Consider the following 21,452-nt stretch of genomic DNA (forward strand, 5'->3'; position numbering starts at 1 on the left):
CAATCGGTCCCGACTAAACAAGCGGTGGTTGAACAGTGTCTCATAGAAACGTGATGCGCGTGAAGCATTTTTCTTCCTAATCAACAGGTGACTGGAAGACAAAAACACTTAAGCGAGGCTAAAGTCGTGTCATGGAATAAGAGTTTTTTCGATCCACTCGAATTGCCTAAGGGCAAGAGGCTGGTCACCCTCCGCGACGCCGCAACCTACATAATGAAGCTCCCCAAGGCGGAACACGATGCCGCCGAATGGCAGGCCGCGATGGAAGCGCTCCTGCTGGTTGCCGAGAGCGGCGGCCCGACGATGTTCGCCCGGATAGGCGTGATGCGAGCGCTCAATCGTCACGTCGAACGAGAGTTTAACTCGTCGCGGAAGGACACGCATTGGGGACAGAGGAAGTTGGCGCGGGATCGATGATTAGCGCCCGACGACGACCAACCGACAGGCCGTCGCAGTGAGCTGCGCGAGGTTACCTTGGCTAACGTCGGACAATCCAGCGCGCATCACGAAGAACCTGATCGTAGGAGCCAGAGGCGCCAGACCACCCCGGCCACAGCGGCAATGGCGAGAATGATCCAGATGACCATGTGAAATTGTCCATATCCGCCGTAGCCCCATGGCTCCATCGTTCCGAACATGATCAGTCCTCCGGTTCCTCTGGCATGGTCGTCCGCGTCACCGCTATTCTCCCTGCTTTGCGTTAAAGCATATCACGGCTTGCGGCAGGGGCGTGACGATCAATAATGAGCGGGGATTTCACACACACACACGCAAAAGCCGCCAAGGCTTCCCTCGACGGCTCGTGCCCGTTGCGTTTACGTGGAGGTGCGCTGCGTCGAGCGGTGCTCGAACGCGGTGCCTCTTCTTGTTTGGACGCACCGCCAAAATTAGGCGGCTGTTGCGTTGCCAGTGTGTCGGGCCAACGATCCCCGATGCTTTGTGATGTGTGACTGGCGGCGATGCTCTTCAAGCCAGTGCTGCTGTCCTAACGATGCATTGGCAGCGAACTAGCACGATCCGGAGATTCACAGATGTTGCTGGCCGCTACTTGCGACCCGGCGGTAATAGCTTCTCATCGCGGTCCTTCGAGGTGCAGTTCGTGTTGGCCTGAATGCGAACGGTCTTGCGCATGCTGTCCTCTCTGCGATCCGGGAACGCTTTCACGAGTACTGCTACGATTTCATCGCAGCCGGGAACCGCTTCGCAATGTCCCCGTTATCATCGTTGGGCGACGTCACCTCCGTGGTTCGTGGCTCGGGCGCGGTCCTGCCTTACCTGCCCCCTCTTAAGCCCAAGGCGGGACCGTGCTTTGAATCCTGCCCATGACCTCTTGCCATGCAAGCGCTCTCCCAGCTGAGCTATGGCCCCTTGGACCTTCCGCGCGGCTTGGGGGGCGCGGGGCAAAACCCTGAACACAGTTCAGGGTTGATCTCAAGTCTCCTTCTCCTTGTGATCGCCGATGATGTCGGTGAAGTCCTCGTCGCCTTCTTCCTCGTCGGCGATGATGGTGGAATCGTCATCATCGTCATCATCGTCGTCTTCGTCGATCTCGATATCCTCATCCGATTCGGGAACGACGGCCTTGACCTTGCCGGTGTTCTCCTCGGCGTCGGCTTCGTCGAGCGGCACCAACTCTTCAGCCTCGACGGGCTCCGGCGTTGCTTCGGCAGCGGCGGCAGCTGCGGCACGCCCTGCAGCGTCAGCGCGGGTCCGGGGCGGCGGGATCGGCGCGATCGGCGCGATCCGCACGACCTCGCCGGTATAGGGCGAGATCACCGGATTCTTGTTGAGGTCGTAGAATTTTTTACCCGTCGTCGGGCAAATCCGTTTGGTTCCGAGATCGGATTTGGCCACGTGTGCAATCCTTGAGAATTTTTCGAAAAATGGTGCTTCACTTGGCTAGTTGGCGCGCAGCGCGCCGCTGTCAATAGCGCTCTGCGAAAGACGGATGGCCCGCGTGACGCCGCGCGCCCCAGGGGGCGTTGTGGCGGTAAACCAGCGGCATTTGGGTCCCTCCCGGTGGCCATTAAGGCCCGCTAGGCCGCCCAGCGCGGCCCGTGCGCGCGGTTTGCCGGGGCCAAGGGGCGGCGGGGTTAGGCCGGGACCGATTCTCACCTACGGTTTTGGGCCGTTTCCGCGCGCGGATCAGGGCTTGGAGAGCGGATTCGCCCGCTGCTGCCCCAAATGCTGCCCCGGGCGCCAAACAGCGGTAACGGTATTTTGGAAAATGGCAGCTAAGTCATTGATTTTGTAGTGGTGCTGCCAGACAGGATTGAACTGTCGACCTCTCCATTACCAATGGAGTGCTCTACCACTGAGCTACGGCAGCATGCCCGGATCAGAGAATCGGCCGAAACGGCCCCTACAGGCGGGCCGATCCTTGCCACAAGCCTCCTGCTCGCGCAAGCGCGCGAACTGCCGGCGGGGCACCCAAAACGGCCAAAATCAGCCCGGCAGGCCGGAAGCAGGCTTCATTGGCGCGATTGCGGGCCGATCCAGTTCCCGATTTGGTCGGGGACCGGCGGCAAGCGTCCGTGCGGGTGAAAATTTTCGAAAAACCACGGCGCCGCGCGTAGGATCGGCAAAGTCGCAGCCGACCTTGCGGTTAGGCGATTGTCGGCGAGCGGAACACGATATATCCGGACAATGACGGCGTGAGGCGAGACGCATTCGAACGGGTCCATGATGACGGATGACGGCGATACAGCTGATGGCCGGGGACGCCATTTGGCGAAAAAAGATGCAAAACGGGACCGGCTGAAGGATGCGTTGCGCGAAAACCTCAAGCGACGAAAATCGCAGACGCGGGGGCGGGGCGACATCGCGCCGGCGCCTTCCCATGGTGAAGGCGCCGCACCCCATGGCGGCAGCGGCAAAAAGCCGGGCGAATAGCCGGGTTCGGCCGCGCGGCAGGTTTTGCTAGCTTCTTGCGACATGAGACGGAGATGGCTGTGACCCCCGCGACTGGAAACAAGACCGACGGCAGCGCATTGCTGGCAAGCGCGTTTCCGCGCCTCGACCAGACCTTTCCCACTCTCGCGCCGCCGGAGATCGCGCGCATGCGCCGGTTCGGCGAAGTGCGCCATTACGCGAACGGCGAAATGCTGTTCGAAACCGGCAAGCCCGGCCCCGGCATGTTCGTGTTGCTGTCCGGCCAAGTCGCGATCACCCAGCGCGACGGTCTCGGTCACGTCACGCCCATCATCGACCAGGGACCGGGACAGTTTCTCGCCGAGATCGGCCAGCTTTCGGGCCGCGTCGCGCTGGTCGACGGCCACGCCGAAGGCGACGTCGAGACGCTTCTGATTCCGCCGGAACGATTGCGCGCGCTATTGGTCGCCGAAGCCGATCTCGGCGAGCGCATCATGCGCGCGCTGATTCTGCGCCGGGTCAGTCTGATCCAGGGCGGGGTCGGCGGACCCGTGCTGATCGGACCGTCGAATTCCAGCGGCGTCATCCGGCTGCAGAGCTTTCTCACCCGCAACGGCATTCCGCATCATCTGCTCGACAAGGACAGCGATAACGACGCCGCCGAACTCATCGCGCGCTACTCACCGTCGCCGTCGGACTGGCCGCTGGTGGTGATGGTCAATGGCTCCGTGCTTCGCAATCCCACTGAATCCGAACTCGCCCGCGCACTCGGCATGATCGGCGGTCCCACTGGCGGCCGGATCTACGATGCGGCGATCGTCGGCTGCGGGCCGGCCGGTCTTGCGACCGCCGTCTATGCCGCCTCGGAGGGGCTATCCGTGGTGGTGCTGGACGCGCGCGCCTATGGCGGCCAGGCCGGCGCCAGCGCGCGCATCGAGAACTATCTCGGCTTCCCCACCGGCATCTCGGGGCAGGCGCTGGCCGGCCGTGCCTTCTCCCAAGCCCAGAAATTCGGCGCCGATATCATGATTCCGATGGCGGCGAAGTCGCTCGATTGCACGCGAACCGAGGGCACCTTTGCGCTGGCGCTTGATAGCGGCGACAAGGTACGCGCGCGAGCGATCGTGGTGGCGAGCGGCGCGCGCTACCGGCGGCCGGAGATCGAAAACCTCGATAAATTCGAAGGCCGCGGCGTCTGGTACTGGGCCTCGCCGATCGAGGCGCGGCTGTGCGCTGAGCAGGAGATCGTGCTGGTCGGCGGCGGCAACTCCGCAGGCCAGGCCGCGGTATTTCTGTCGGGCCATGCCCGCAAGATCTACATGATCATCCGCGGCGGCGGTCTTGGCGCCAGCATGTCGCGCTATCTGATCGAGCGCATCGAGGCCACGCCGAACATCGAGCTGATATTCAACACCGAACTGGTGGCACTCGAGGGTACGGAAGACGGATTGCTGCAGCGGGTGCGATGGCGCAGCCGTCTCGGCGGCGACGATCATGCCGCTGATGTCCGCAATGTGTTCCTGTTCGTCGGCGCCGATCCCGCCACCGATTGGCTCGAGGGCTGCGGCGTCACGGTCGATCGCGGTGGCTTTGTCGTCACCGGCGCGCAGTCGGAACAGAATCAGGGGCGGCTGGTGGCGCAACTGGAGACCTCGGTGCCCGGCGTGTTCGCGGTCGGCGACGTCCGCTCGGGCTCGGTCAAGCGGGTCGGCGGCGCGATCGGCGAGGGCGCGCAGGTGGTGGCGGCGCTGCACGGCTTTCTAGGCGACGTTGCGAAACCTGCACTATAGTAAGCACGCCAAAAAGGCTGTCTATAAAAAGGGAGGAACGCTATGGCTGACGTCGTCGTGTTGTACAAGACGCCGAACGATCCGGCTGCATTCGACAAATATTATGCCGAGACCCACATTCCGCTCGCCAAGAAGCTGCCGGGCTTGCGAAAATACCAGGTCAGCCAGGGGCCGGTCGTGTCGGCCGCCGGGCCGTCCGGCATCTATCTGATCGCGACACTGACCTTTGACAGCGTGGCCGCGGTCCAGAGCGCCTTCGGCAGCGCTGAGGGCAAGGCCACCGCGGCGGATGTCCCCAAATTTGCCACCGGCGGCGCCGATATCCTGTTCTTCGACGCGAAGGAGGTATGAACCGGGATGGCAAAGGGCTGTACCCATATTGCCGGCATCCGCAACGTGCAGCCGAGCGCGCTCGGCTGCGAGGAGTGCCTCAAGAGCGGCAGCGAGTGGCTGCATTTGCGGATCTGCCGCACCTGCGGCCACGTCGGCTGCTGCGACGATTCACCCAACCGGCACGCCACCAAGCATTTCCACGCCACGCAGCACCCGGTCATCGAGGGCTACGATCCGCCGGAAGGCTGGGGCTGGTGCTATGTCGATGAAGTGCTGTTCGATCTGTCGGACCGGAAAACGCCCCACAACGGTCCGATCCCTCGCTATTACTGAATCCAGTTTTTAAGAACCCAGGAATTATGAATGCCATGCGTGGTCAGACTCCCCCGTTTCGTCATCTGCATCGCGCTATTGCTGGTGGTTGCCCTGCTCTATCCTGGCAAGGCCTTCGCGCAGGCGCCGCAGGGCAAATTCGCCGACGTCAACGGCGTCAGGCTGCATTATCTCATCGCTGGCCGCGGCGATCCCGTCGTGCTGCTGCACGGCTATGCCGAAACCAGCCACATGTGGCTGCCGCTGATCGCAAAGCTGGCTGACAAACATACTGTGATCGCGCCGGATCTGCGCGGTTTCGGCGAGTCGTCCGCGCCGCCGGACGGCTACACCAAGGCGGCGATGGCGCGGGACATCCACGCGCTGGTGAAAGGCCTGAACTACGACCGCATCCGGCTGGTCGGCCACGATATCGGGCTGATGGTCGCCTATGCCTATGCGGCGCAATATCCCAGCGAAGTCGATCGGCTGGTGCTGATGGAAGCTTTCCTGCCCGGCGTCGGCGACTGGAACAGCGTCTTCCTGCTGCGCGATCTCTGGCATTTCCACTTCTACGGCAAGACGCCGCTGGCGCTGGTGACGGGGCGAGAGCGGATTTACCTCGACCATTTCTGGAATGATTTCGCCGCCGACCCGAACAAATCGCTGTCGGAAAGCGATCGCCAATTCTATGCGAAGGCCTATGCGCAGCCCGGACACATGGCGGCCGGGATGGAAGTCTTCCGCGCCTTTCCGAAGGACGCCGAGGATTTCGCGCAATTTGCAAAAACCCAATTGACGATGCCGGTGCTGGTGCTGTCGGGCGAAAAGGCCGGCGGTCCGTTCCTGATCGAGCAGGGCAAGATGGTCGCGACCAATGTCGAGGGCATACTCGTCCAGGGATCAGGGCATTGGCTGATGGAAGAGGCGCCGAACCAGGTGATCCCGAAACTAGTTGAATTCCTCAATCGCTAGCCGCTCGACCGGGCGATTCGGCAAAAACCCCGCGAAACGGAAAGCCAATCAGGCGCCATGTGTTACTGCACGAACGCTTGAATGGAAATTATCGATCGAGGATCGTAGCATCCGGGCTGGTTTAAAAGGGGGAATGTCATGATCCTGGGTATGAGTTTGTCTGTCTTCACCACCGTTCACGTGATCATCAGTCTGATCGCCATTGTCGCGGGCATCATCGTCATGTTCGGACTGCTCGGCTCGAATCCGATGCCGGGTCTCACCGGCATCTTCCTGCTGTTCACGATACTGACCAGCGCCACCGGCTTTCTGTTTCCGTTCGAGAAGCTGCTGCCATCGCACATGATCGGCATTCTTTCGCTGGTGCTGCTGGCGATCGCCTGCATCGCGCTCTACGGCATGAAGCTTTCCGGCCCATGGCGCTGGATCTATGTGCTGACCGCGATGATCTCGCTTTACTTCAACGTGTTCGTGCTGGTGATCCAGAGCTTCCTTAAGATACCGGCGCTGACCGTGCTGGCGCCGGGCAACCCGCCGTCCGGGCCGGCATTCGCCGTGATCCAGGGAATCGTGCTGCTGTTCTTCGTCGTCGTGATCATCGGCGCGATGCGGCGGTACCGCCCGATGCCGGCTTACGCCTGATAATCAGTTCCCGTCATTCGGGGGCGGTGCATCGAACCTGGGTCTACCCGAGTTCGGCCAAATAAGTGTCCAAGTCGGCAACAGCCGACTTGGAGCGCCGGCCCCGGAACCTCTATCAACACCATCCGAAATTCCCGGCGGCGCAGGGGCGCGCCGGGGAACGACGAGGTTATCTCAAAAAGGAGTTCTGCCATGCCAACGATCACCACAAAGGACGGCATTGAGATCTATTACAAGGACTGGGGCAGCGGCCAGCCGATGGTGTTCTCGCATGGCTGGCCACTCTCGGCCGATGACTGGGACGCGCAGCTGCTGTTCTTCCTCAATCACGGCTATCGGGTGATTGCCCATGACCGCCGCGGCCACGGCCGGTCCAGCCAGACCGCCGACGGCCATGACATGGATCATTATGCGGACGACCTTGCGGCTGTGACGGCGCATCTCGATCTGAAGAAAGCCATTCACGTCGGCCATTCCACCGGCGGCGGCGAAGTAGTGCACTATCTGGCACGCCACGGCGAGAGCCGGGTGGTGAAGGCGGCCATCATCAGTGCGGTGCCGCCGCTGATGGTCAAGACACCGGCCAATCCCAACGGTCTTCCCAAGGACGTCTTCGACGGATTCCAGACCGCGCTCGCGGCCAATCGCTCGCAATTCTATCGCGACGTCGCCGCGGGTCCGTTCTATAATTACAACAAGCCGGGCGCCAAGGCTTCGGAGGCCACCATCCAGAATTGGTGGCGCCAGGGCATGATGGGCGGCGCCAAGGCCCATTACGACGGCATCGTCGCCTTCTCGCAGACCGATTTCACCGAAGACCTCAAGAAGATCACCGTGCCGGTGCTGGTGATGCACAGCGAAGACGATCAGATCGTGCCCTATATCGCCGCCGGGCCGTTGTCGGCCAAGCTTTTGAAGAACGGCACGCTGAAGACCTACAAGGGTTTTCCGCACGGCATGCCCACTACCGAAGCGGCCACCATCAACGCCGACCTGCTCGCCTTCATCAAGGGGTAGGCCCGGCAATCTCGCTGCACGCGGGCGATCAGTCGAGGATCGCCCGCATCGCGGCGAATGTTCGCTTCACCAGCGCTTCCGGTTTTTCGCGCGCGCCTTCGGTCGCCCAGAGTTCGCCGCCGATCCGCATCGCGCCGGTTGCGATCATGGCAACCAGCCGCGCGTCGAGTTTTTCCGCTTTATGAACCGCGCGCCTGGCCAGCGCTTCCGCCAGCGCGCGCTCCAGCTGTTCGTATTTGACCTGGTCGCGCGCCTGCAGGGCGGGATTGTCGCGCTTGAGCCGCGCCATCGCGATCGCTTCGCCGGGTTCGATCTGCCTCACCATCGCGGCAATCGCGTTCTCCGCGGCGGCGAGCATGGATTCGCCGGCGGGCCGGACTGCGATCTCGGCAACCAGCGCCGCCGTGATTTCCTCGTGCCACGCGAAAACCACATCTTCTTTCGAGTCGAAATAGTGGAAGAAGCTGCGGCGCGAAATGTCGGCGGCGGCCGCGATGTCGTCGAGCGTGGTCGCTTCAAACCCGCGTTCGAGGAACAGCGCCATCGCCGCCCGGGTCAGCCGCTCGCGCGTCTGTTGCCGCTTGCGTTCCCGCAGGCCGGGTGCCGCCTTGGCGGCAGCGGTTTTGGATTTTGATATCAGTGGCTTACGCTGTTTGCGGGCGATCACTGTTCATGCCTTGTTTTACACCTCTTGCAAATTTGCACTTAGTGCACATTTAGCGCGGCGGGGCTGATCCCGCAAACGATTCGAGCGCAGGAGATATAAGCATGACCGGCTGGACCATCGCAGACATTCCGCCCCAGAACGGCAGGACCGCCGTGATTACCGGCGCCACCGGCGGCCTCGGCTATGAAGCGGCGCTGGCGCTCGCGGGCGCCGGCGCGACCGTGGTGCTTAGCGGCCGTAACGACGCCAAGGGGCGGAGTGCGATCGAGCGAATTCGCGGCCGCTTTCCCGAGGCCACGATAACCTACGAAACGCTTGACCTCGCGAACCTTGCGTCCGTGGCCGATTTCGCCGCGCGCTTCGCCACCGCCCATACCTCGCTCGATCTGCTCATCAACAATGCCGGCGTGATGGCACTGCCGCAGCGCCAGACTACGGCCGACGGCTTCGAAATGCAGTTCGGCACCAACTATCTCGGCCATTATGCGCTCACAGCCCATCTGCTTCCGTTGCTTCGTCGCGGCAACCAGCCTCGCGTAGTCAACCTCTCCAGCCTGGCGCATCGCTCAGGCGCGATCGATTTTGACGATCTGCAAGGTGCGAAGTCCTATAACCCCTTCAAGGCCTACTGCCAGTCGAAGCTGGCGATGCTGATGTTCGCTCTCGAACTTCAGCGGCGCAGCAATGCCGCCGGCTGGGGGTTGCTGAGCAATGCCGCACATCCCGGCTATGCGCTGACCGATCTGATCGCCAACGGTCCGGGCGCCCGGGGTTTGATGGGGCAACTCGGCAAGATCCTTCAGCCCTTTGCCAGTCAATCCGCCGCCGCCGGCGCGCTGCCTACGCTGTTTGCCGCGACCTCGCCGGAAGCGCAGCCTGGCGGCTATTACGGCCCGAACTGGTTTTACGAATTGAAGGGGCCGCCGGAGCCGGCGAAGATCATGCCGAGGGCGAAAGACGCCGCGGTGGCGGCACGGCTGTGGGATGTCTCCGCGGTTCTGACCGGTGTATCGTTCGATCAGGTCGCGGTCGCCGCTTGAACCTGCAACCCAACGCGAGATGGAAAATCGAATGAAGGTCATCCTGTTCGGCGCCACCGGCATGGTCGGGCAGGGCGCGTTGCGCGAATGCCTGCTCGACGCGGAGGTCGAAAGCGTGCTGGTGGTCGGACGCAGCCCGACCGACCAGCAGCACGCAAAGCTGCGCGAAATCGTCCATGACAATTTTCTGGATTATTCGGCGATCGAATCCAGGCTCATAGGCTACGACGCCTGCTTCTTCTGTCTCGGCGTTTCCTCGGTCGGCATGAACGAGGAACGCTACCGGCAGCTGACCTACGACATCACGCTTGCCGCGGCGAGAACGCTTGCAAGACTGAATCCGCAGATGGTGTTCGTCTACGTTACCGGCCGCGGCACCGATTCGAGCGAAAAAGGCAGGCTGATGTGGGCGCGGGTCAAGGGCAAGACCGAGAATGATCTGCTCAAGCTGCCGTTCAGGGCCGCCTATATGTTCCGGCCCGCCGGCATCCAGCCGCTGCACGGTATCCGCTCCAAGACCGCATGGGTTCAGGCGATCTATGTCGTGGCGGCGCCGTTGTTGTCGCTGCTCAATCGCGTGGCGCCGAAATATATGACCACCACCGAGCAGGTCGGCCGCGCCATGATCAAGGTGGCGCGGAACGGTTTTGCCCGGCCGGTGCTGGAGAGCGAGGATATCAACTCGCTCTAGGCTTCACCGTCATTCCGGGATGGTCCGAAGGACCAGACCTCAGATGTGCTATTGCACATCGGGGAATTTCGAGATTCCGGGTTCGGTGCTTCGCACCGCTCCGGAACGACGATTGATATCGATGCCTGCCCCGGAATGACCGGTAACCCCATCAAATAGCCGCAAATTTCACGCTTTTGCCATACGGGGCTCGTTCGCTCTATACTTTATATCTAGCCAAAATCGGGGATCGGCATGGATCGCATTCGCATCGTGGGTGGCAGCAAGCTCAATGGCACCATCCCGATCTCGGGCGCGAAGAATGCCGCACTGCCTCTGATGATCGCAGCCCTGTTGACCGAGGAAACCCTGATCCTCGACAACGTGCCGCGGCTGGCCGACGTCGCCCAGCTGCAGCGGATTCTCGGCAATCACGGCGTCGACATCATGTCGGCCGGCAAGCGCCCCGGCGATCGGGAGTACCAGGGACAGACCCTGCACATTTCGGCCGCCGACATCATCGACACGACGGCTCCTTACGAGCTGGTGTCGCGGATGCGCGCCAGCTTCTGGGTGATCGCACCGCTATTGACGCGAATGCATGTGGCAAAGGTGTCGCTGCCGGGCGGCTGCGCCATCGGCACAAGGCCGGTCGATCTCCTGATCATGGCGCTGGAAAAATTCGGCGCCGAACTCACCATCGATGGCGGCTATGTGGTGGCCAAAGCGCCTGGCGGCCTCAAGGGCGCGGCGATCGATTTCCCAAAGGTCACCGTCAGCGGCACCCACGTCGCCCTGATGGCGGCGACCCTGGCAAAAGGGACGACGGTTATCACCAATGCCGCCTGCGAGCCGGAAATTGCTGACGTCGCCGACTGCCTCAACAAGATGGGCGCGCGCGTCAGCGGCGCCGGCACGCCGCGCATTGTCGTTGAAGGGGTAACCAAGCTTCACGGCGCACGCCACACCGTGCTGCCGGATCGGATCGAGACCGGCACCTACGCGATGGCGGTGGCGATGACCGGCGGTGATGTGCAACTGGCCGGCGCACGGCCGGAACTGCTGCAATCGGCGCTCGACGTGCTGACCCAGGCCGGCGCGGTGATCACCCCCAACAACGAAGGCATTCGCGTCGCCCGCAACGGCGTCGGCATCAACCCGGTAAAGGTCTCGACCGCGCCATTCCCGGGCTTTCCGACCGATCTGCAGGCGCAGCTGATGGCGCTGATGGCCTGCGCCAAGGGAAGTTCGCACATCACCGAAACGATTTTCGAAAACCGCTTCATGCATGTGCAGGAGCTGGCGCGGTTCGGCGCGCGGATCAGTCTCGACGGCGAGACCGCGACCATCGACGGCATCGCGCAATTGCGCGGCGCGCCCGTGATGGCGACGGATTTGCGCGCCTCGGTGTCGCTGGTCATCGCGGGGCTTGCCGCCGAGGGCGAGACCATGGTCAATCGTGTCTACCATCTCGACCGCGGCTTCGAGCGGCTGGAGGACAAATTGTCGGCCTGCGGCGCCACCATCGAGCGCATCAGCGGATAGGTTTTCGGGGAGCCATCAGTGACGGCCCAGCTCAAATTGATCGCGCTCGATGCCGACGATCTGGCTGTCATCTCAGCGCATGTCCAGGACGCCCTGGTGCAGACCGCCGACATCATCTGGCGGCAGCGCGAAAAGCGGCTGGTGGTCGGCATGAGCCGGCTGGACTGGGAGCAGACGCTGTCGGGAGAAACCTCGCCGCGCCGGCTGATCGCGGCATTGCGGTTTGACCGGGTGCTGTCGTGCAAGTCGCGCAATATCGATCTGGGGAGGCCGGAGACCGGGCTGGAGCTGCTCGGAATCGAGTTTTATCCCGGCGACACCCCGAGCGGCAGCGCGGTGCTGCTGTTCAACCATGGCGGGGCGTTGCGGCTGGACGTCGAATGCCTGGAATGCCAGCTGACCGACCTCGGCGCCGACGATCTCGGGACAAGCGGCCTCGGCGAAGACGCCGAGTCCTCCGGCTTGGGCGCGTGATTCCTGTGCCTTTGATATAGAACGTCATTCCGGGGCATGCGAAGCCTGAACCCGGAATCTCGAGATTCCGGGTCTGGTCCTGCGGACCATCCCGGAATGACGGAATAATCTCGGAAAGCAAAGGGTTGACGGCCAATGGCCGCCGCGCCATTGAGCGGGGGGCCTTCGAACCAGACCCCGCCCGGAAAGCCATCATGCCCGTTCGCCTCGAAGCCAGCAGCGCCGATTTTGCCAGGAGATTCGCTGATTTTCTCGCGATGAAGCGTGAGGTGTCAGCCGATATCGAACTGGCCACCCGTGCCATTGTCGACGACGTGGCCAAGCGGGGCGATGCAGCGCTGATCGAGGCGACCAAGAAGTTCGACCGGCTCGACCTCGAGGCGGATGCCCTGCGGGTCACGACGGCCGAAATCGACGCCGCGGTGAAGGCCTGCGACGCCAACACCGTCGACGCGCTGAAATTCGCCCGCGACCGGATCGAGGTGTTTCACCAGCGGCAACTGCCGAAGGACGATCGCTTCACCGACGCGCTCGGCGTCGAGCTCGGCTGGCGCTGGAGCGCGATCGAATCGGTCGGTCTCTACGTTCCCGGCGGCACCGCCGCCTATCCGTCCTCGGTGCTGATGAATGCGGTGCCGGCCAGGGTCGCCGGCGTTGGCCGCGTGGTGATGGTGGTGCCGTCGCCGGACGGCAAGCTCAACCCGCTGGTGCTGGCGGCGGCGCGGCTCGGCGGCGTCTCCGAGATCTACCGCGTCGGCGGAGCGCAGGCGGTGGCGGCGCTGGCTTATGGCACCGCGACCATTGCGCCGGTTGCAAAGATCGTCGGCCCCGGCAACGCCTACGTCGCCGCCGCCAAGCGGCAGGTGTTCGGCAAGGTCGGTATCGACATGATCGCCGGTCCCTCCGAAGTGCTGGTGATATCAGATGACACCGGCAATGCCGGCTGGATCGCCGCCGATCTCTTGGCGCAGGCCGAGCACGACGTCAACGCGCAGTCGATCCTGATCACCGATAGTGCTGCGCTGGCCGACGAGGTCGAACGCGCGCTGCAGTCGCAGCTTGCGACCCTGCCGCGGGCGGACATCGCGCGGGCCTCGTGGAACGATTTCGGCGCGGTCATCCTGGTAAAACAGCTCGACCAGGCGGTGCCGCTTGCGGATGCGATCGCCGCCGAACATCTGGAAATCATGACCGCCGACCCGGAAAGCCTGGCCGCGAAAATCCGCAATGCCGGCGCGATCTTCATCGGTCAGCATACCCCGGAGGCGATCGGCGATTACGTCGGCGGCTCCAACCACGTGCTGCCGACCGCACGTTCCGCGCGGTTCTCGTCAGGGCTCGGCGTGCTCGACTTCATGAAACGGACCTCGATCCTGAAATGCGGCCCGGACCAGCTGCGCGCGCTGGGGGGAGCGGCGATGACGCTCGGCAAGGCCGAAGGCCTCGATGCGCACGCCCGCTCGGTCGGATTGCGCCTCAATTTGACATGACCAAACCGCCGCGAGACGAGGACGCCAACCATCGCATCGTCGCGGTGACGCTCGATGAGGAATCGATCGGTCGTTCCGGCCCCGACATCGAGCATGAGCGCGCGATCGCGATCTACGATTTGATCGAGCAGAACCTGTTCGCGCCGGAAGGTGCCGGCGAGGGGCCGTTCACGCTGCATATCGGCATCACCGGCAACCGGCTGATGTTCGATATCCGCCGCGAGGACGGCGCGCCGGTGGTGGTGCATCTGCTGTCGCTGACGCCGTTCCGCGGAATCGTGAAAGACTATTTCATGATCTGCGACAGCTATTATCAGGCGATCCGCACCGCGACGCCGGACAAGATCGAGGCCATCGACATGGGCCGCCGCGGCATCCACGACGAAGGCTCGCGCACGCTGCAGGAGCGTTTGAAGGGCAAGGTGCGGGTCGATTTCGAGACCGCCCGCCGGCTGTTCACGCTGATCTGCGTCTTGCACTGGAAGGGTTAAACTCCCATGGACGCGCCTTCCCGTGCGCGCGTTCCGCAGGCCGTGCTGTTCGCATGCGGCCTGAACAGCGTGCGCTCGCCGATAGCGGAAAGCCTGCTGCAGCACATGTTTCCGAAGGCGCTCTACGTGAAGTCCGCCGGCGTCAGGAAGGGCGAACTCGATCCGTTCGCGGTCGCGGTGATGGCGGAACTGGGCCAGGATATTTCCACCCACAAGCCGATCACCTTCGAGGAACTCGACGACTGGGAAGGGCTCAATTTCGATCTCATCATCACCCTGTCGCCGGAGGCGCACCACAGGGCCTTGGAACTGACGCGCACGCACGCGGCCGAGGTCGAATACTGGCCGACGCAGGATCCGACCGGCGCCGATGGCAACCGCGAGCAGAAGCTGGCGGCCTATCGCGAGGTCTGCGACACGCTGTCGATGCGGATTCGCCGGCGGTTTTCCAGGTCCGGGGCGGCGAGCGGGTGATGGCCGGCGATGAAGACCGAATGACAAACACGCGTCATTCCGGGATGGTCCGAAGGACCAGACCTCAGATGTGCCCTTGCACATCGGGGAATCTCGAGATTCCGGGTTCGATGCGGAGCCTGTCATCGGGCCGGCCAGAGGCCGGACCCGTTGGCATCGCCCCGGAATGATGTGATTAAACGCGCGCATTTTCGCAGCGGCGGGATACCTGCGCGGTTGTCTCGACGCATCCCTTCCGATAGGTTCCGCGCGCATTCTCGCCCCTTCCTCCCGCCGACAAATCCCGCATGCTAGGCCGCCCCAAAATCGTTCTTGCTTCCGGTTCGCCTCGCCGGCTGGCGCTGCTCAACCAGGCCGGCATCGAGCCGGATGCGCTGCGTCCGGCCGATGTCGACGAAACCCCGAGGCGGGGCGAGTTGCCGCGCGCCTGCGCCAACCGGCTGGCGCGCGCCAAGGCGGACGCCGCGCTGAAATCGGTGCAGCTCGATGACGAATTGCGCGGCGCCTTCATTCTGGCCGCCGACACCGTGGTTGCGGTCGGCCGCCGCATCCTGCCGAAAGCCAATCTGGTCGACGAGGCCTCGCAATGCCTGCGGCTGTTGTCGGGCCGCAACCACCGCGTCTACACCGCGATCTGCCTGGTGACGCCGAAGGAAGCCTTCCGCCAGCGTCTGATCGAGACCCGGGTGCGATTCAAGCGCCTCAGCGAGGACGATATTCAGGCCTATGTCGGTTCCGGCGAATGGCGCGGCAAGGCCGGCGGATACGCCATCCAGGGCATCGCCGGATCGTTCGTGGTTAAGCTGGTCGGTTCCTACAGCAATGTCGTGGGGCTGCCGCTGTACGAATCGATTTCGCTGCTCGGCGGCGAAGGTTTCCCGATCCGCTTCGGCTGGTTGAATGCCAGCTAAGTCACCAGGGAAGCCCGGGCCGGCCAAAAAGGGGCCAAAGGGAAGAGGGCCGGTCAAGAAGAAGTGCCCGATCTGCGGCAAGCCCGCCACCGAGGCGTCGCACCCCTTTTGTTCCGAGCGCTGCCGAGATGTCGATCTGAACCGCTGGCTGTCGGGCTCCTATGCGATTCCCGGCAGCAAGGACGAGGACGAAGACGGCGGCGAATAGCGATATTCCCGTGTTTTCCGGCGGTTAGTGCCCTTTGAGCGTCGCGCCGGACCGCCAGCTGAAGCCGGGCCGCGCCATGCGAAGCCGAAGGCGAAGCATGGTGGACATGGCTGCCCGGCCTGACTATAAACCCCCGCTCCCAACCCCCCGTGGGCGAGGGAATGCCCAGGTAGCTCAGTTGGTAGAGCATGCGACTGAAAATCGCAGTGTCGGTGGTTCGATCCCGCCCCTGGGCACCATCTGCTCAAGCCGATGCAAAGAAATCAAAGCCTTAGCAGCCAAAAATGCCCAACGGACGTTCGGTCCTATGATTGTTGGGCACTTTTGTTCGTTTTTTGCCCCGCCCCGATGAGGTGCATACCGCTCGCCGCGAGGCGTTTTTGGTCGGCTGACCGGGTGTAAAGTTCGGCCTGTTTCAGTGTTGACCATCCAAAGATTGCCATGAGCGTATGACCCGACGCGCCGTTGTCGGCGGCAATCGTCGCACCGGCCTTTCGCAGGCCGTGCGCGGAACAATGGCGCAAGCCGGCCTTGTTGCACTGATCGCGAAACCAGTTGCCAAAGCCGGCGGACGTGAAGCCGTTCCCGAAAGCCGTTACCAACCACGTCAAATCACCGAGCGGCGACGCGCCTAGGATTTCTTCAAGTTCGGGCAGGATCGGCAGCGTAAGAGTCACAGGTTTCTTTTTTCGATTCTTGTGCTGCGTGTATTGGAGCCATCGGCCGGCATGAACATCGCGCAACGCCGGCGGCATATGCTCGGCGGCGCGAACGTGTTGCTTGCCGAACTGCACAACGTCCGAACGGCGGGCGCCAAGAAACAAAAGCAGCGCCAGCGCAAGGCGCGCCTTCGTTCCTACGGGATGCGCCGCCTCGAATTGCCGAACCTCCCCGATGTCCCAAGCGTGGAAACCTTGCGAACCCGTTTTGATGTAAGAAACCTCGCGCGCCGGGTTGTGCTGGCAATACTGTGCAGCGATCCCGAATTTAAAAACCTGACGCAGCGCCTTCACGCGGCTGTTGCCGGCCTCGGGCGCGCCCTTCTTTCGGTCGCGCAATCGCCGCACGGCAAGCGGCGGCATGCCGGCGAAATCCATCGATCCCATCAAAGTTGGGTTTTCATCGCTGAACGGCTCGCTGCAAATTGCGTCCAGCACCATCTTGCGAACGTGTTTGGTCCGCGTATCCAACAAGGAAAAATCCTCGCTCTCGTCGTAGTATCGCTCGATTAACCATCGCAGCGTTCCGGCATTCGCGCGCGCGCGAATCAAGCCTTGCGAAGGGGCCACCTCCAATGCCTTGCCAGCGAACGCCTGCTTGTATTCGGCGATAAATTCAGCGGAGCCGATCGGCTGCTTGAGGCAAACTTTTCGAGCTCCCTTGCGGCGGAAATAAATTCGCACATTGCCGTAGCGGTCAACGTCCTCGTAGAGGTACTTGAGGTCGATCGTTCCGCTCCCGTCCCGCAATCTGATCTTCACGACATTTTACTCCAGTCAGGCACGTCGCTCTTAGTGGCCTGTTGGCCACGATGGGGCAGCGCCTTGAACGCCAAGTAAAGTTCCTCAGTATCCCATACCGTTCTTCCGCCGAGCAGTCGAGGCGGCGGCATGCGGCCATCGGTGACCATCTCGTCAAACAAGGTGGTCCCGACTCCGATATATGCCGCCGCGCATTCGCGCGACAAACCAATAGGAGCAAGCGACGCGGGAAGAATATCCCCACGCCGCGCGTGTCTTTTGTCGAGCATGGCGAACCGTCCAAGGGAACAAAAAACCCCGCCGGCGAGGGCGGGGTTTCTAAAAAAAAGTGGGGCCTTGCCGTCCTTGGCCCCCATGCACCTTGCGCGAGCAAGCGGGGAGGACAGCTTTCGCTATTGGGTGGGCCGCGCGACACCCTCATGGATGCGGGGGCTGAAAGAGAAAAAAGCCCCCGCGCTTGCTCGCGGTAGAAGTGTTATTGGCCGGGGTTCAAGTACGAACCACGGTAGTCGTTCAGTCCACAGCCGAAGTCGAGCACGGCGCGAACCTCGACGCCCAAGACGTCCCAGCCCAATTTCGTCTCGACCATCGGGCCGTCGGCGCCGTTCAAATACGCGACGAGGATCGTCGCCACCTCGGCCGGGTCCGCGAACAATCGCCAAGAGTTGTCGGTCAGCCGGGGATCGACATGCAGGGTCAGAGCGCCGGCGAACGGGTTGACCTTGGTCGAATCCACCGCCGAGATCGTGTGGAGGAATTGCTCTGCCGTGGTTTCCAATGACGGCCCGACCACCAAATGCCGGGGCGTCGCGTTGATCGGCGTGATGCCATCGATATCCTTCATTTCGCGGAGCGCTTGACGCGCGGCGCCGAGGGTATCGACGCCGATCGCGGCGCCGGTCGCTGCCTTGTTTCCCCGATTGGCGCCGGTGCCGTAGAGCGGGCTGCCATCGGTGAGGTTGGCGCCGTTGCCGGAATTGGCGGTGAGAAGGCTCACAAGCAATTCCGCCTCGGTTTGCGCGGCGCCCCGGCCGAACGCGGCGGACGCATCGGCAAATGCGCCGAGGTCGTCATTGATGATCGCTTGCCGCGTCAGCGAAAAAATCCTCGCGTAGGTCTTGAGTTTGAAACTCTCGACCGACTCCGACCTTGCGCCGTGCTTCACCTCGCCGCCTTCTTTGACTTCGGCCAACCTCGGCGCTTCGCTGAGTTTGATCGAATAGAGGGTTCGAAAATCAACCGCATCGCGGCGCTTGGCCAGAGACAGCAAAGGCGACTTCGCGACAACGTACGCCTGATTGAGAACGCGATTGCCCGTGCTCAAGAGCAAGTTCGGAAAATCGCTCGTGCTGAGATCGCCGGCGCGCGTAAAAATCTGCGCCGCCAGCCGTTCGCGGTTATTCCAGTTTGGCCGCTCGCCGCGCTGCTGGAGCAGCATCGCCCCCATGTCGAGCATGGTGCGTCCCATCAATTCCGCCGCCGCACCTTCCGGCCGCGTGCCGGTCATGCGGGCGAACAGCGCGCCCTCGATCGACTGCGCCAGAAAATCCGGATTGTCGAAGGTGGAGTCCGATCGCGAATTGATCGAAATGCGAGCGGCGTCGGCGGCCTGCCTGTCAAGAATGAGGCCACGGAACGCATCCAGCGATGCGCCCGCATCGATATGCTGTCGGGCAAAATCCGGCGCCAAGCCGTGCCGCACGGTCAAGCCGTAAGCCTCGTGAACTTCGGTATCAGACATGGCGCGGGTGATGGTTTCGGTGTTGGTATTCGAGGTAGGCATTGTAGTTCCTTTCTGTTGACTTCGGACGTGAGTGGCTGGATCGGCCGGGATCGGGACGAAGGACATTTCGAAGGGTTCCCAGTCCGTGCGCACGATCACGAGTCGGCCCTCCGCGTCGCGGCTTTCGCTGCTGGCGTAGACGCGATAGCCAACGGAGACGTTTGGCGGCGTCCCCGCCGCAAGATCGGCGGCGATCGGCTTCACGTCGTCGCGAGCCGATAGCCGTGCCTCGGCGACCAATTGCCCCGGCGCCTCGATGCGAGCCGCCGTGACGTTGCCGATCTGATCTTTCATCGAACCAGCGCGATGCGAGTCCAGGACTGGCGCGGCGCCGGATTTGAGCCGATCGAGGCGGACCGCCGACGGCTTAAGCGAAAGAATTTCCAGATATTCACCCTCGACCGGATCGCGCCGGGCAACGGGTGTTTCCGTCGCGATGACGGCGGAAAATGTCCCGGATTCGGGATCGAAAGACGCCGCGCGAAACGGTGCGCGGCGCGTAAAGAATTCCGCCGGCGATTGCCCGCGCGTTGATTGTTCTGTCATTTTGGATTTTTCCTAGTGAGAACGCCTGAAAAGTCAGGTGTCGGCGTTCTGTTCGTAGGTGTTGAGGCGTTCCAATGCCGATCGAATAACCTTGGAGACGTTCACTTGCAGGACGCCGGTCGGCTCGGTATCGAATTGAATGACCGATACAGGTGCGCCGGTGATGCTCTCAGGAAAACTGCAATCCGGATTGACCACGAAAGAAAGGTAATAGTCGTCGCCGGCGCCCGGAGCATTGCGCTCGCCGGCGGCAACCGCATCGATCGTCCAGCCGCGCTCGCCGACGATTTCGAACGCTTCACGAAGGCTTGCGCCATTCCGGGCGATGAAAGAGGCAACCGCGATCCGCGCCACGTCGGACTGGGTGAATAGGTGGCCCTTGCCCTTGCGTTCGCCGAGGCCCTTGAAAAACCCCAGCCGGCGCCAGTCGCGAAGGGTGTCCGGTTTGCAGCGCGCCGCGTAGGCGGTCGCGTGCGGTGAGTATTCTGTCAGCATTTTTAGTGTCTCCTATTTTCTCTCATGTGTGAGAAGCTCGGCCGAGTGGCCAAAAAAAAGCCCCGTCGCAACCGGGTTGCGCGGAGCCATGCGGGCAAACAAAAACCCGCCGGCGAGGGCGGGTCTTTTGTTTTCAAAAGCTTTTGTGGTGGCATCCCACCTACGTCAAGCGGCGCGTTCTAGTATGCGCGACACCGGCGCCTCGCCAGTGATCCATGGCATCGCCGGAGCGATTGGCGTGACCGGCTCAAACTCGGCAAGTTTGCCGGTAAGATCGGCGGCCAGCGAAGCCAGCGCGGAATGCCAAGCAACATATTCAGCGCGGCATTCGCCAATGTGAAGCGGCGCCGGCTGTTGCCAATCGAGCGGCGAGCGCGGCGACATCGCGAGCGTATATTCACCATCGCGTTTGCGCGCGCGGCCTTCATTGCGTTTCAACTCGACGAGATCGCCGTCGGCGTCGATGCCATACACGATCGCGCGCGGCCGCCCGGCGCCCGCCGTCGGCGCAAACATCTGATAGGGCGATGGATAGGCGAATTTCCAGTTCGGCCGCGTGCCTATCGACGCATGCGAGATCACGAGGGCTTGCTGATTGAACGACGACACCATGAGCGACGGGATCGATGCCTCGGCGATGCCGGAGAGATCGCCGAACAGATGCCGCGCATCATGCTCGCTTGCGATCGGAACCGATGTCGGCAAACGAGCAATCGAATCCGAAACCCTCTCCGCATCCTCATGCGGCGAGCCCGGCACATAGCCGAGCGAGTCAACCTCGGGCCGGTGATCGAGGTTGCGGGCAATGCTAAAAGCGCGCTGGCGCAAGCGTCGGCCGATCGCAAATCCGATGTCGGCAGAGACCGGCCGGCCCTTCGGCAACTCATCGCGGATTGCCCAACGCAACAGCTTTTCGATGTCGATCCGTTTTTTCATAAGGTGTCGCCTCAAGCGCCCGCCGGATGGGATCGGCTTTCCTTTGTAGCGCCATTTACATCACTTGCCGTGAGATACCCCACGAATTTCCTTCCGGTCAATGAACCCGGTCAATTCTTGCGAGTTAGGCCTGTGCCGCAGGGGTTTCTCGCACTTTTCGTCTAGGAGCCGGATCGCAGCTAAGGTGGGATTTCCTTTGTAGCGCCATTTACATCACTGGCCGTGAGATACCTCACGAATTCCCTTCCGGTCAACGCACCCCGTCAATTTTTGCGAGTTAGGCCTGCGCCGCAGTGGTTTT

Annotated in this window: 24 protein-coding genes and 2 tRNA genes; 18 read left to right on the forward strand and 8 right to left on the reverse strand. The window is 62.5% G+C overall.

Annotated elements, in window-relative coordinates; genetic code table 11:
- The first annotated feature begins 126 nt into the window (after positions 1 to 126).
- On the forward strand, positions 127 to 417 hold the full coding sequence (locus B5525_RS14500; RefSeq protein ID WP_079573369.1) for a hypothetical protein: 291 nt from the start codon (positions 127 to 129) through the stop codon (positions 415 to 417).
- Positions 418 to 1,431: 1,014 nt separating this feature from the next.
- Here B5525_RS14500 and B5525_RS14505 read toward each other — a convergent pair.
- On the reverse strand, positions 1,432 to 1,854 hold the full coding sequence (locus B5525_RS14505; RefSeq protein ID WP_079566608.1) for a TIGR02300 family protein: 423 nt from the start codon (positions 1,852 to 1,854) through the stop codon (positions 1,432 to 1,434).
- A gap of 400 nt (positions 1,855 to 2,254) precedes the next feature.
- Positions 2,255 to 2,329 (reverse strand) — tRNA-Thr (locus B5525_RS14510).
- A gap of 353 nt (positions 2,330 to 2,682) precedes the next feature.
- Here B5525_RS14510 and B5525_RS14520 point away from each other — a divergent pair.
- From B5525_RS14520 to B5525_RS14550, 7 genes are all read left to right on the forward strand, one after another.
- Positions 2,683 to 2,892 carry a hypothetical protein gene (locus B5525_RS14520; protein WP_154073224.1) on the forward strand — a complete coding sequence of 70 codons (210 nt, stop codon included), beginning with the start codon at positions 2,683 to 2,685 and terminating at the stop codon, positions 2,890 to 2,892.
- Between the two features lie 53 nt (positions 2,893 to 2,945).
- The gene (locus tag B5525_RS14525; RefSeq protein ID WP_079566611.1) at positions 2,946 to 4,661 is read left to right on the forward strand and encodes an FAD-dependent oxidoreductase; all 1,716 of its coding nucleotides are present in this window, start codon (positions 2,946 to 2,948) and stop codon (positions 4,659 to 4,661) included.
- Between the two features lie 42 nt (positions 4,662 to 4,703).
- Positions 4,704 to 5,012, forward strand: coding sequence for an EthD family reductase (locus B5525_RS14530; RefSeq protein ID WP_079566612.1), 309 nt, complete (start codon positions 4,704 to 4,706; stop codon positions 5,010 to 5,012).
- 6 nt (positions 5,013 to 5,018) lie between these two features.
- A complete protein-coding gene (locus B5525_RS14535; protein WP_079566613.1) occupies positions 5,019 to 5,327 on the forward strand; it encodes a UBP-type zinc finger domain-containing protein in 309 nt (102 codons plus the stop codon).
- A gap of 39 nt (positions 5,328 to 5,366) precedes the next feature.
- Entirely contained in the window at positions 5,367 to 6,281 is a 915-nt protein-coding gene (locus B5525_RS14540) for an alpha/beta fold hydrolase (RefSeq protein ID WP_425305268.1), read from the forward strand.
- Between the two features lie 138 nt (positions 6,282 to 6,419).
- Positions 6,420 to 6,923 carry a hypothetical protein gene (locus B5525_RS14545; RefSeq protein WP_079566615.1) on the forward strand — a complete coding sequence of 168 codons (504 nt, stop codon included), beginning with the start codon at positions 6,420 to 6,422 and terminating at the stop codon, positions 6,921 to 6,923.
- 192 nt (positions 6,924 to 7,115) lie between these two features.
- Entirely contained in the window at positions 7,116 to 7,940 is an 825-nt protein-coding gene (locus tag B5525_RS14550; RefSeq protein WP_079566616.1) for an alpha/beta fold hydrolase, read from the forward strand.
- A 28-nt stretch (positions 7,941 to 7,968) separates the two neighbouring features.
- On the opposite strand, the gene B5525_RS14555 is transcribed toward B5525_RS14550, so the two are convergent.
- Positions 7,969 to 8,607 (reverse strand): TetR/AcrR family transcriptional regulator, encoded by a 639-nt coding sequence (locus B5525_RS14555; RefSeq protein WP_079566617.1) that lies wholly within the window; start codon positions 8,605 to 8,607, stop codon positions 7,969 to 7,971.
- A gap of 101 nt (positions 8,608 to 8,708) precedes the next feature.
- Between B5525_RS14555 and B5525_RS14560 the strand changes: the two genes are divergently transcribed.
- From B5525_RS14560 to B5525_RS14605, 10 genes are all read left to right on the forward strand, one after another.
- Positions 8,709 to 9,647, forward strand: coding sequence for an SDR family oxidoreductase (locus tag B5525_RS14560; protein WP_079566618.1), 939 nt, complete (start codon positions 8,709 to 8,711; stop codon positions 9,645 to 9,647).
- A gap of 31 nt (positions 9,648 to 9,678) precedes the next feature.
- Entirely contained in the window at positions 9,679 to 10,338 is a 660-nt protein-coding gene (locus B5525_RS14565) for an epimerase (protein WP_079566619.1), read from the forward strand.
- 234 nt (positions 10,339 to 10,572) lie between these two features.
- Positions 10,573 to 11,862, forward strand: a complete 1,290-nt coding sequence (murA, locus tag B5525_RS14570) for a UDP-N-acetylglucosamine 1-carboxyvinyltransferase (protein ID WP_079566620.1) — start codon at positions 10,573 to 10,575, stop codon at positions 11,860 to 11,862.
- Between the two features lie 18 nt (positions 11,863 to 11,880).
- Positions 11,881 to 12,336 (forward strand): DUF2948 family protein, encoded by a 456-nt coding sequence (locus B5525_RS14575; protein ID WP_079566621.1) that lies wholly within the window; start codon positions 11,881 to 11,883, stop codon positions 12,334 to 12,336.
- Positions 12,337 to 12,530: 194 nt separating this feature from the next.
- Entirely contained in the window at positions 12,531 to 13,826 is a 1,296-nt protein-coding gene (hisD, locus tag B5525_RS14580; RefSeq protein WP_079573370.1) for a histidinol dehydrogenase, read from the forward strand.
- On the forward strand, positions 13,823 to 14,317 hold the full coding sequence (locus tag B5525_RS14585; protein WP_079566622.1) for a UPF0262 family protein: 495 nt from the start codon (positions 13,823 to 13,825) through the stop codon (positions 14,315 to 14,317). Before hisD ends, B5525_RS14585 begins: the two co-directional genes overlap by 4 nt.
- 6 nt (positions 14,318 to 14,323) lie before the next feature.
- The gene (locus B5525_RS14590; protein WP_079566623.1) at positions 14,324 to 14,791 is read left to right on the forward strand and encodes a low molecular weight phosphatase family protein; all 468 of its coding nucleotides are present in this window, start codon (positions 14,324 to 14,326) and stop codon (positions 14,789 to 14,791) included.
- A gap of 287 nt (positions 14,792 to 15,078) precedes the next feature.
- The gene (locus B5525_RS14595) at positions 15,079 to 15,702 is read left to right on the forward strand and encodes a Maf-like protein (protein WP_079566624.1); all 624 of its coding nucleotides are present in this window, start codon (positions 15,079 to 15,081) and stop codon (positions 15,700 to 15,702) included.
- Positions 15,692 to 15,910 carry a DNA gyrase inhibitor YacG gene (gene yacG, locus B5525_RS14600; RefSeq protein WP_079566625.1) on the forward strand — a complete coding sequence of 73 codons (219 nt, stop codon included), beginning with the start codon at positions 15,692 to 15,694 and terminating at the stop codon, positions 15,908 to 15,910. Before B5525_RS14595 ends, yacG begins: the two co-directional genes overlap by 11 nt.
- Positions 15,911 to 16,073: 163 nt before the next feature.
- Positions 16,074 to 16,149: transfer RNA gene (locus B5525_RS14605), tRNA-Phe, on the forward strand.
- Positions 16,150 to 16,215: 66 nt separating this feature from the next.
- Here the strand turns inward: B5525_RS14605 and B5525_RS14610 are convergent.
- The 5 genes from B5525_RS14610 to B5525_RS14630 form a co-directional block, all read right to left on the reverse strand.
- The gene (locus B5525_RS14610; protein WP_079566626.1) at positions 16,216 to 17,391 is read right to left on the reverse strand and encodes a tyrosine-type recombinase/integrase; all 1,176 of its coding nucleotides are present in this window, start codon (positions 17,389 to 17,391) and stop codon (positions 16,216 to 16,218) included.
- Entirely contained in the window at positions 17,388 to 17,660 is a 273-nt protein-coding gene (locus B5525_RS14615; protein ID WP_079573372.1) for a hypothetical protein, read from the reverse strand. Before B5525_RS14615 ends, B5525_RS14610 begins: the two co-directional genes overlap by 4 nt.
- A 206-nt stretch (positions 17,661 to 17,866) precedes the next feature.
- On the reverse strand, positions 17,867 to 19,720 hold the full coding sequence (locus B5525_RS14620; RefSeq protein ID WP_079566627.1) for a prohead protease/major capsid protein fusion protein: 1,854 nt from the start codon (positions 19,718 to 19,720) through the stop codon (positions 17,867 to 17,869).
- Between the two features lie 33 nt (positions 19,721 to 19,753).
- Positions 19,754 to 20,215: a hypothetical protein gene (locus B5525_RS14625; protein WP_079566628.1), complete on the reverse strand. Its 462-nt coding sequence runs from the start codon at positions 20,213 to 20,215 to the stop codon at positions 19,754 to 19,756.
- A 165-nt stretch (positions 20,216 to 20,380) separates the two neighbouring features.
- A complete protein-coding gene (locus B5525_RS14630) occupies positions 20,381 to 21,151 on the reverse strand; it encodes a hypothetical protein (RefSeq protein ID WP_079566629.1) in 771 nt (256 codons plus the stop codon).
- Positions 21,152 to 21,452: the final 301 nt, after the last annotated feature.

The organism is Bradyrhizobium erythrophlei (genome assembly GCF_900129505.1).
GTDB classification, from domain to species: domain Bacteria; phylum Pseudomonadota; class Alphaproteobacteria; order Rhizobiales; family Xanthobacteraceae; genus Bradyrhizobium; species Bradyrhizobium erythrophlei_D.

What these genes read in the sequence shown, in the direction of transcription:
- B5525_RS14620 (WP_079566627.1), bottom strand. Translation starts at nt 19,720, where the DNA reads ATGACAGAACAATCAACGCGCGGGCAATCGCCGGCGGAATTCTTTACG.
- B5525_RS14530 (WP_079566612.1), top strand. Translation starts at nt 4,704, where the DNA reads ATGGCTGACGTCGTCGTGTTGTACAAGACGCCGAACGATCCGGCTGCA.
- yacG (WP_079566625.1), top strand. Translation starts at nt 15,692, where the DNA reads ATGCCAGCTAAGTCACCAGGGAAGCCCGGGCCGGCCAAAAAGGGGCCA.
- B5525_RS14525 (WP_079566611.1), top strand. Translation starts at nt 2,946, where the DNA reads ATGGCTGTGACCCCCGCGACTGGAAACAAGACCGACGGCAGCGCATTG.
- B5525_RS14590 (WP_079566623.1), top strand. Translation starts at nt 14,324, where the DNA reads ATGGACGCGCCTTCCCGTGCGCGCGTTCCGCAGGCCGTGCTGTTCGCA.
- B5525_RS14535 (WP_079566613.1), top strand. Translation starts at nt 5,019, where the DNA reads ATGGCAAAGGGCTGTACCCATATTGCCGGCATCCGCAACGTGCAGCCG.
- B5525_RS14565 (WP_079566619.1), top strand. Translation starts at nt 9,679, where the DNA reads ATGAAGGTCATCCTGTTCGGCGCCACCGGCATGGTCGGGCAGGGCGCG.
- B5525_RS14560 (WP_079566618.1), top strand. Translation starts at nt 8,709, where the DNA reads ATGACCGGCTGGACCATCGCAGACATTCCGCCCCAGAACGGCAGGACC.
- B5525_RS14595 (WP_079566624.1), top strand. Translation starts at nt 15,079, where the DNA reads ATGCTAGGCCGCCCCAAAATCGTTCTTGCTTCCGGTTCGCCTCGCCGG.
- B5525_RS14625 (WP_079566628.1), bottom strand. Translation starts at nt 20,215, where the DNA reads ATGCTGACAGAATACTCACCGCACGCGACCGCCTACGCGGCGCGCTGC.
- murA (WP_079566620.1), top strand. Translation starts at nt 10,573, where the DNA reads ATGGATCGCATTCGCATCGTGGGTGGCAGCAAGCTCAATGGCACCATC.
- hisD (WP_079573370.1), top strand. Translation starts at nt 12,531, where the DNA reads ATGCCCGTTCGCCTCGAAGCCAGCAGCGCCGATTTTGCCAGGAGATTC.
- B5525_RS14545 (WP_079566615.1), top strand. Translation starts at nt 6,420, where the DNA reads ATGATCCTGGGTATGAGTTTGTCTGTCTTCACCACCGTTCACGTGATC.
- B5525_RS14615 (WP_079573372.1), bottom strand. Translation starts at nt 17,660, where the DNA reads ATGCTCGACAAAAGACACGCGCGGCGTGGGGATATTCTTCCCGCGTCG.
- B5525_RS14520 (WP_154073224.1), top strand. Translation starts at nt 2,683, where the DNA reads ATGATGACGGATGACGGCGATACAGCTGATGGCCGGGGACGCCATTTG.
- B5525_RS14550 (WP_079566616.1), top strand. Translation starts at nt 7,116, where the DNA reads ATGCCAACGATCACCACAAAGGACGGCATTGAGATCTATTACAAGGAC.
- B5525_RS14630 (WP_079566629.1), bottom strand. Translation starts at nt 21,151, where the DNA reads ATGAAAAAACGGATCGACATCGAAAAGCTGTTGCGTTGGGCAATCCGC.
- B5525_RS14585 (WP_079566622.1), top strand. Translation starts at nt 13,823, where the DNA reads ATGACCAAACCGCCGCGAGACGAGGACGCCAACCATCGCATCGTCGCG.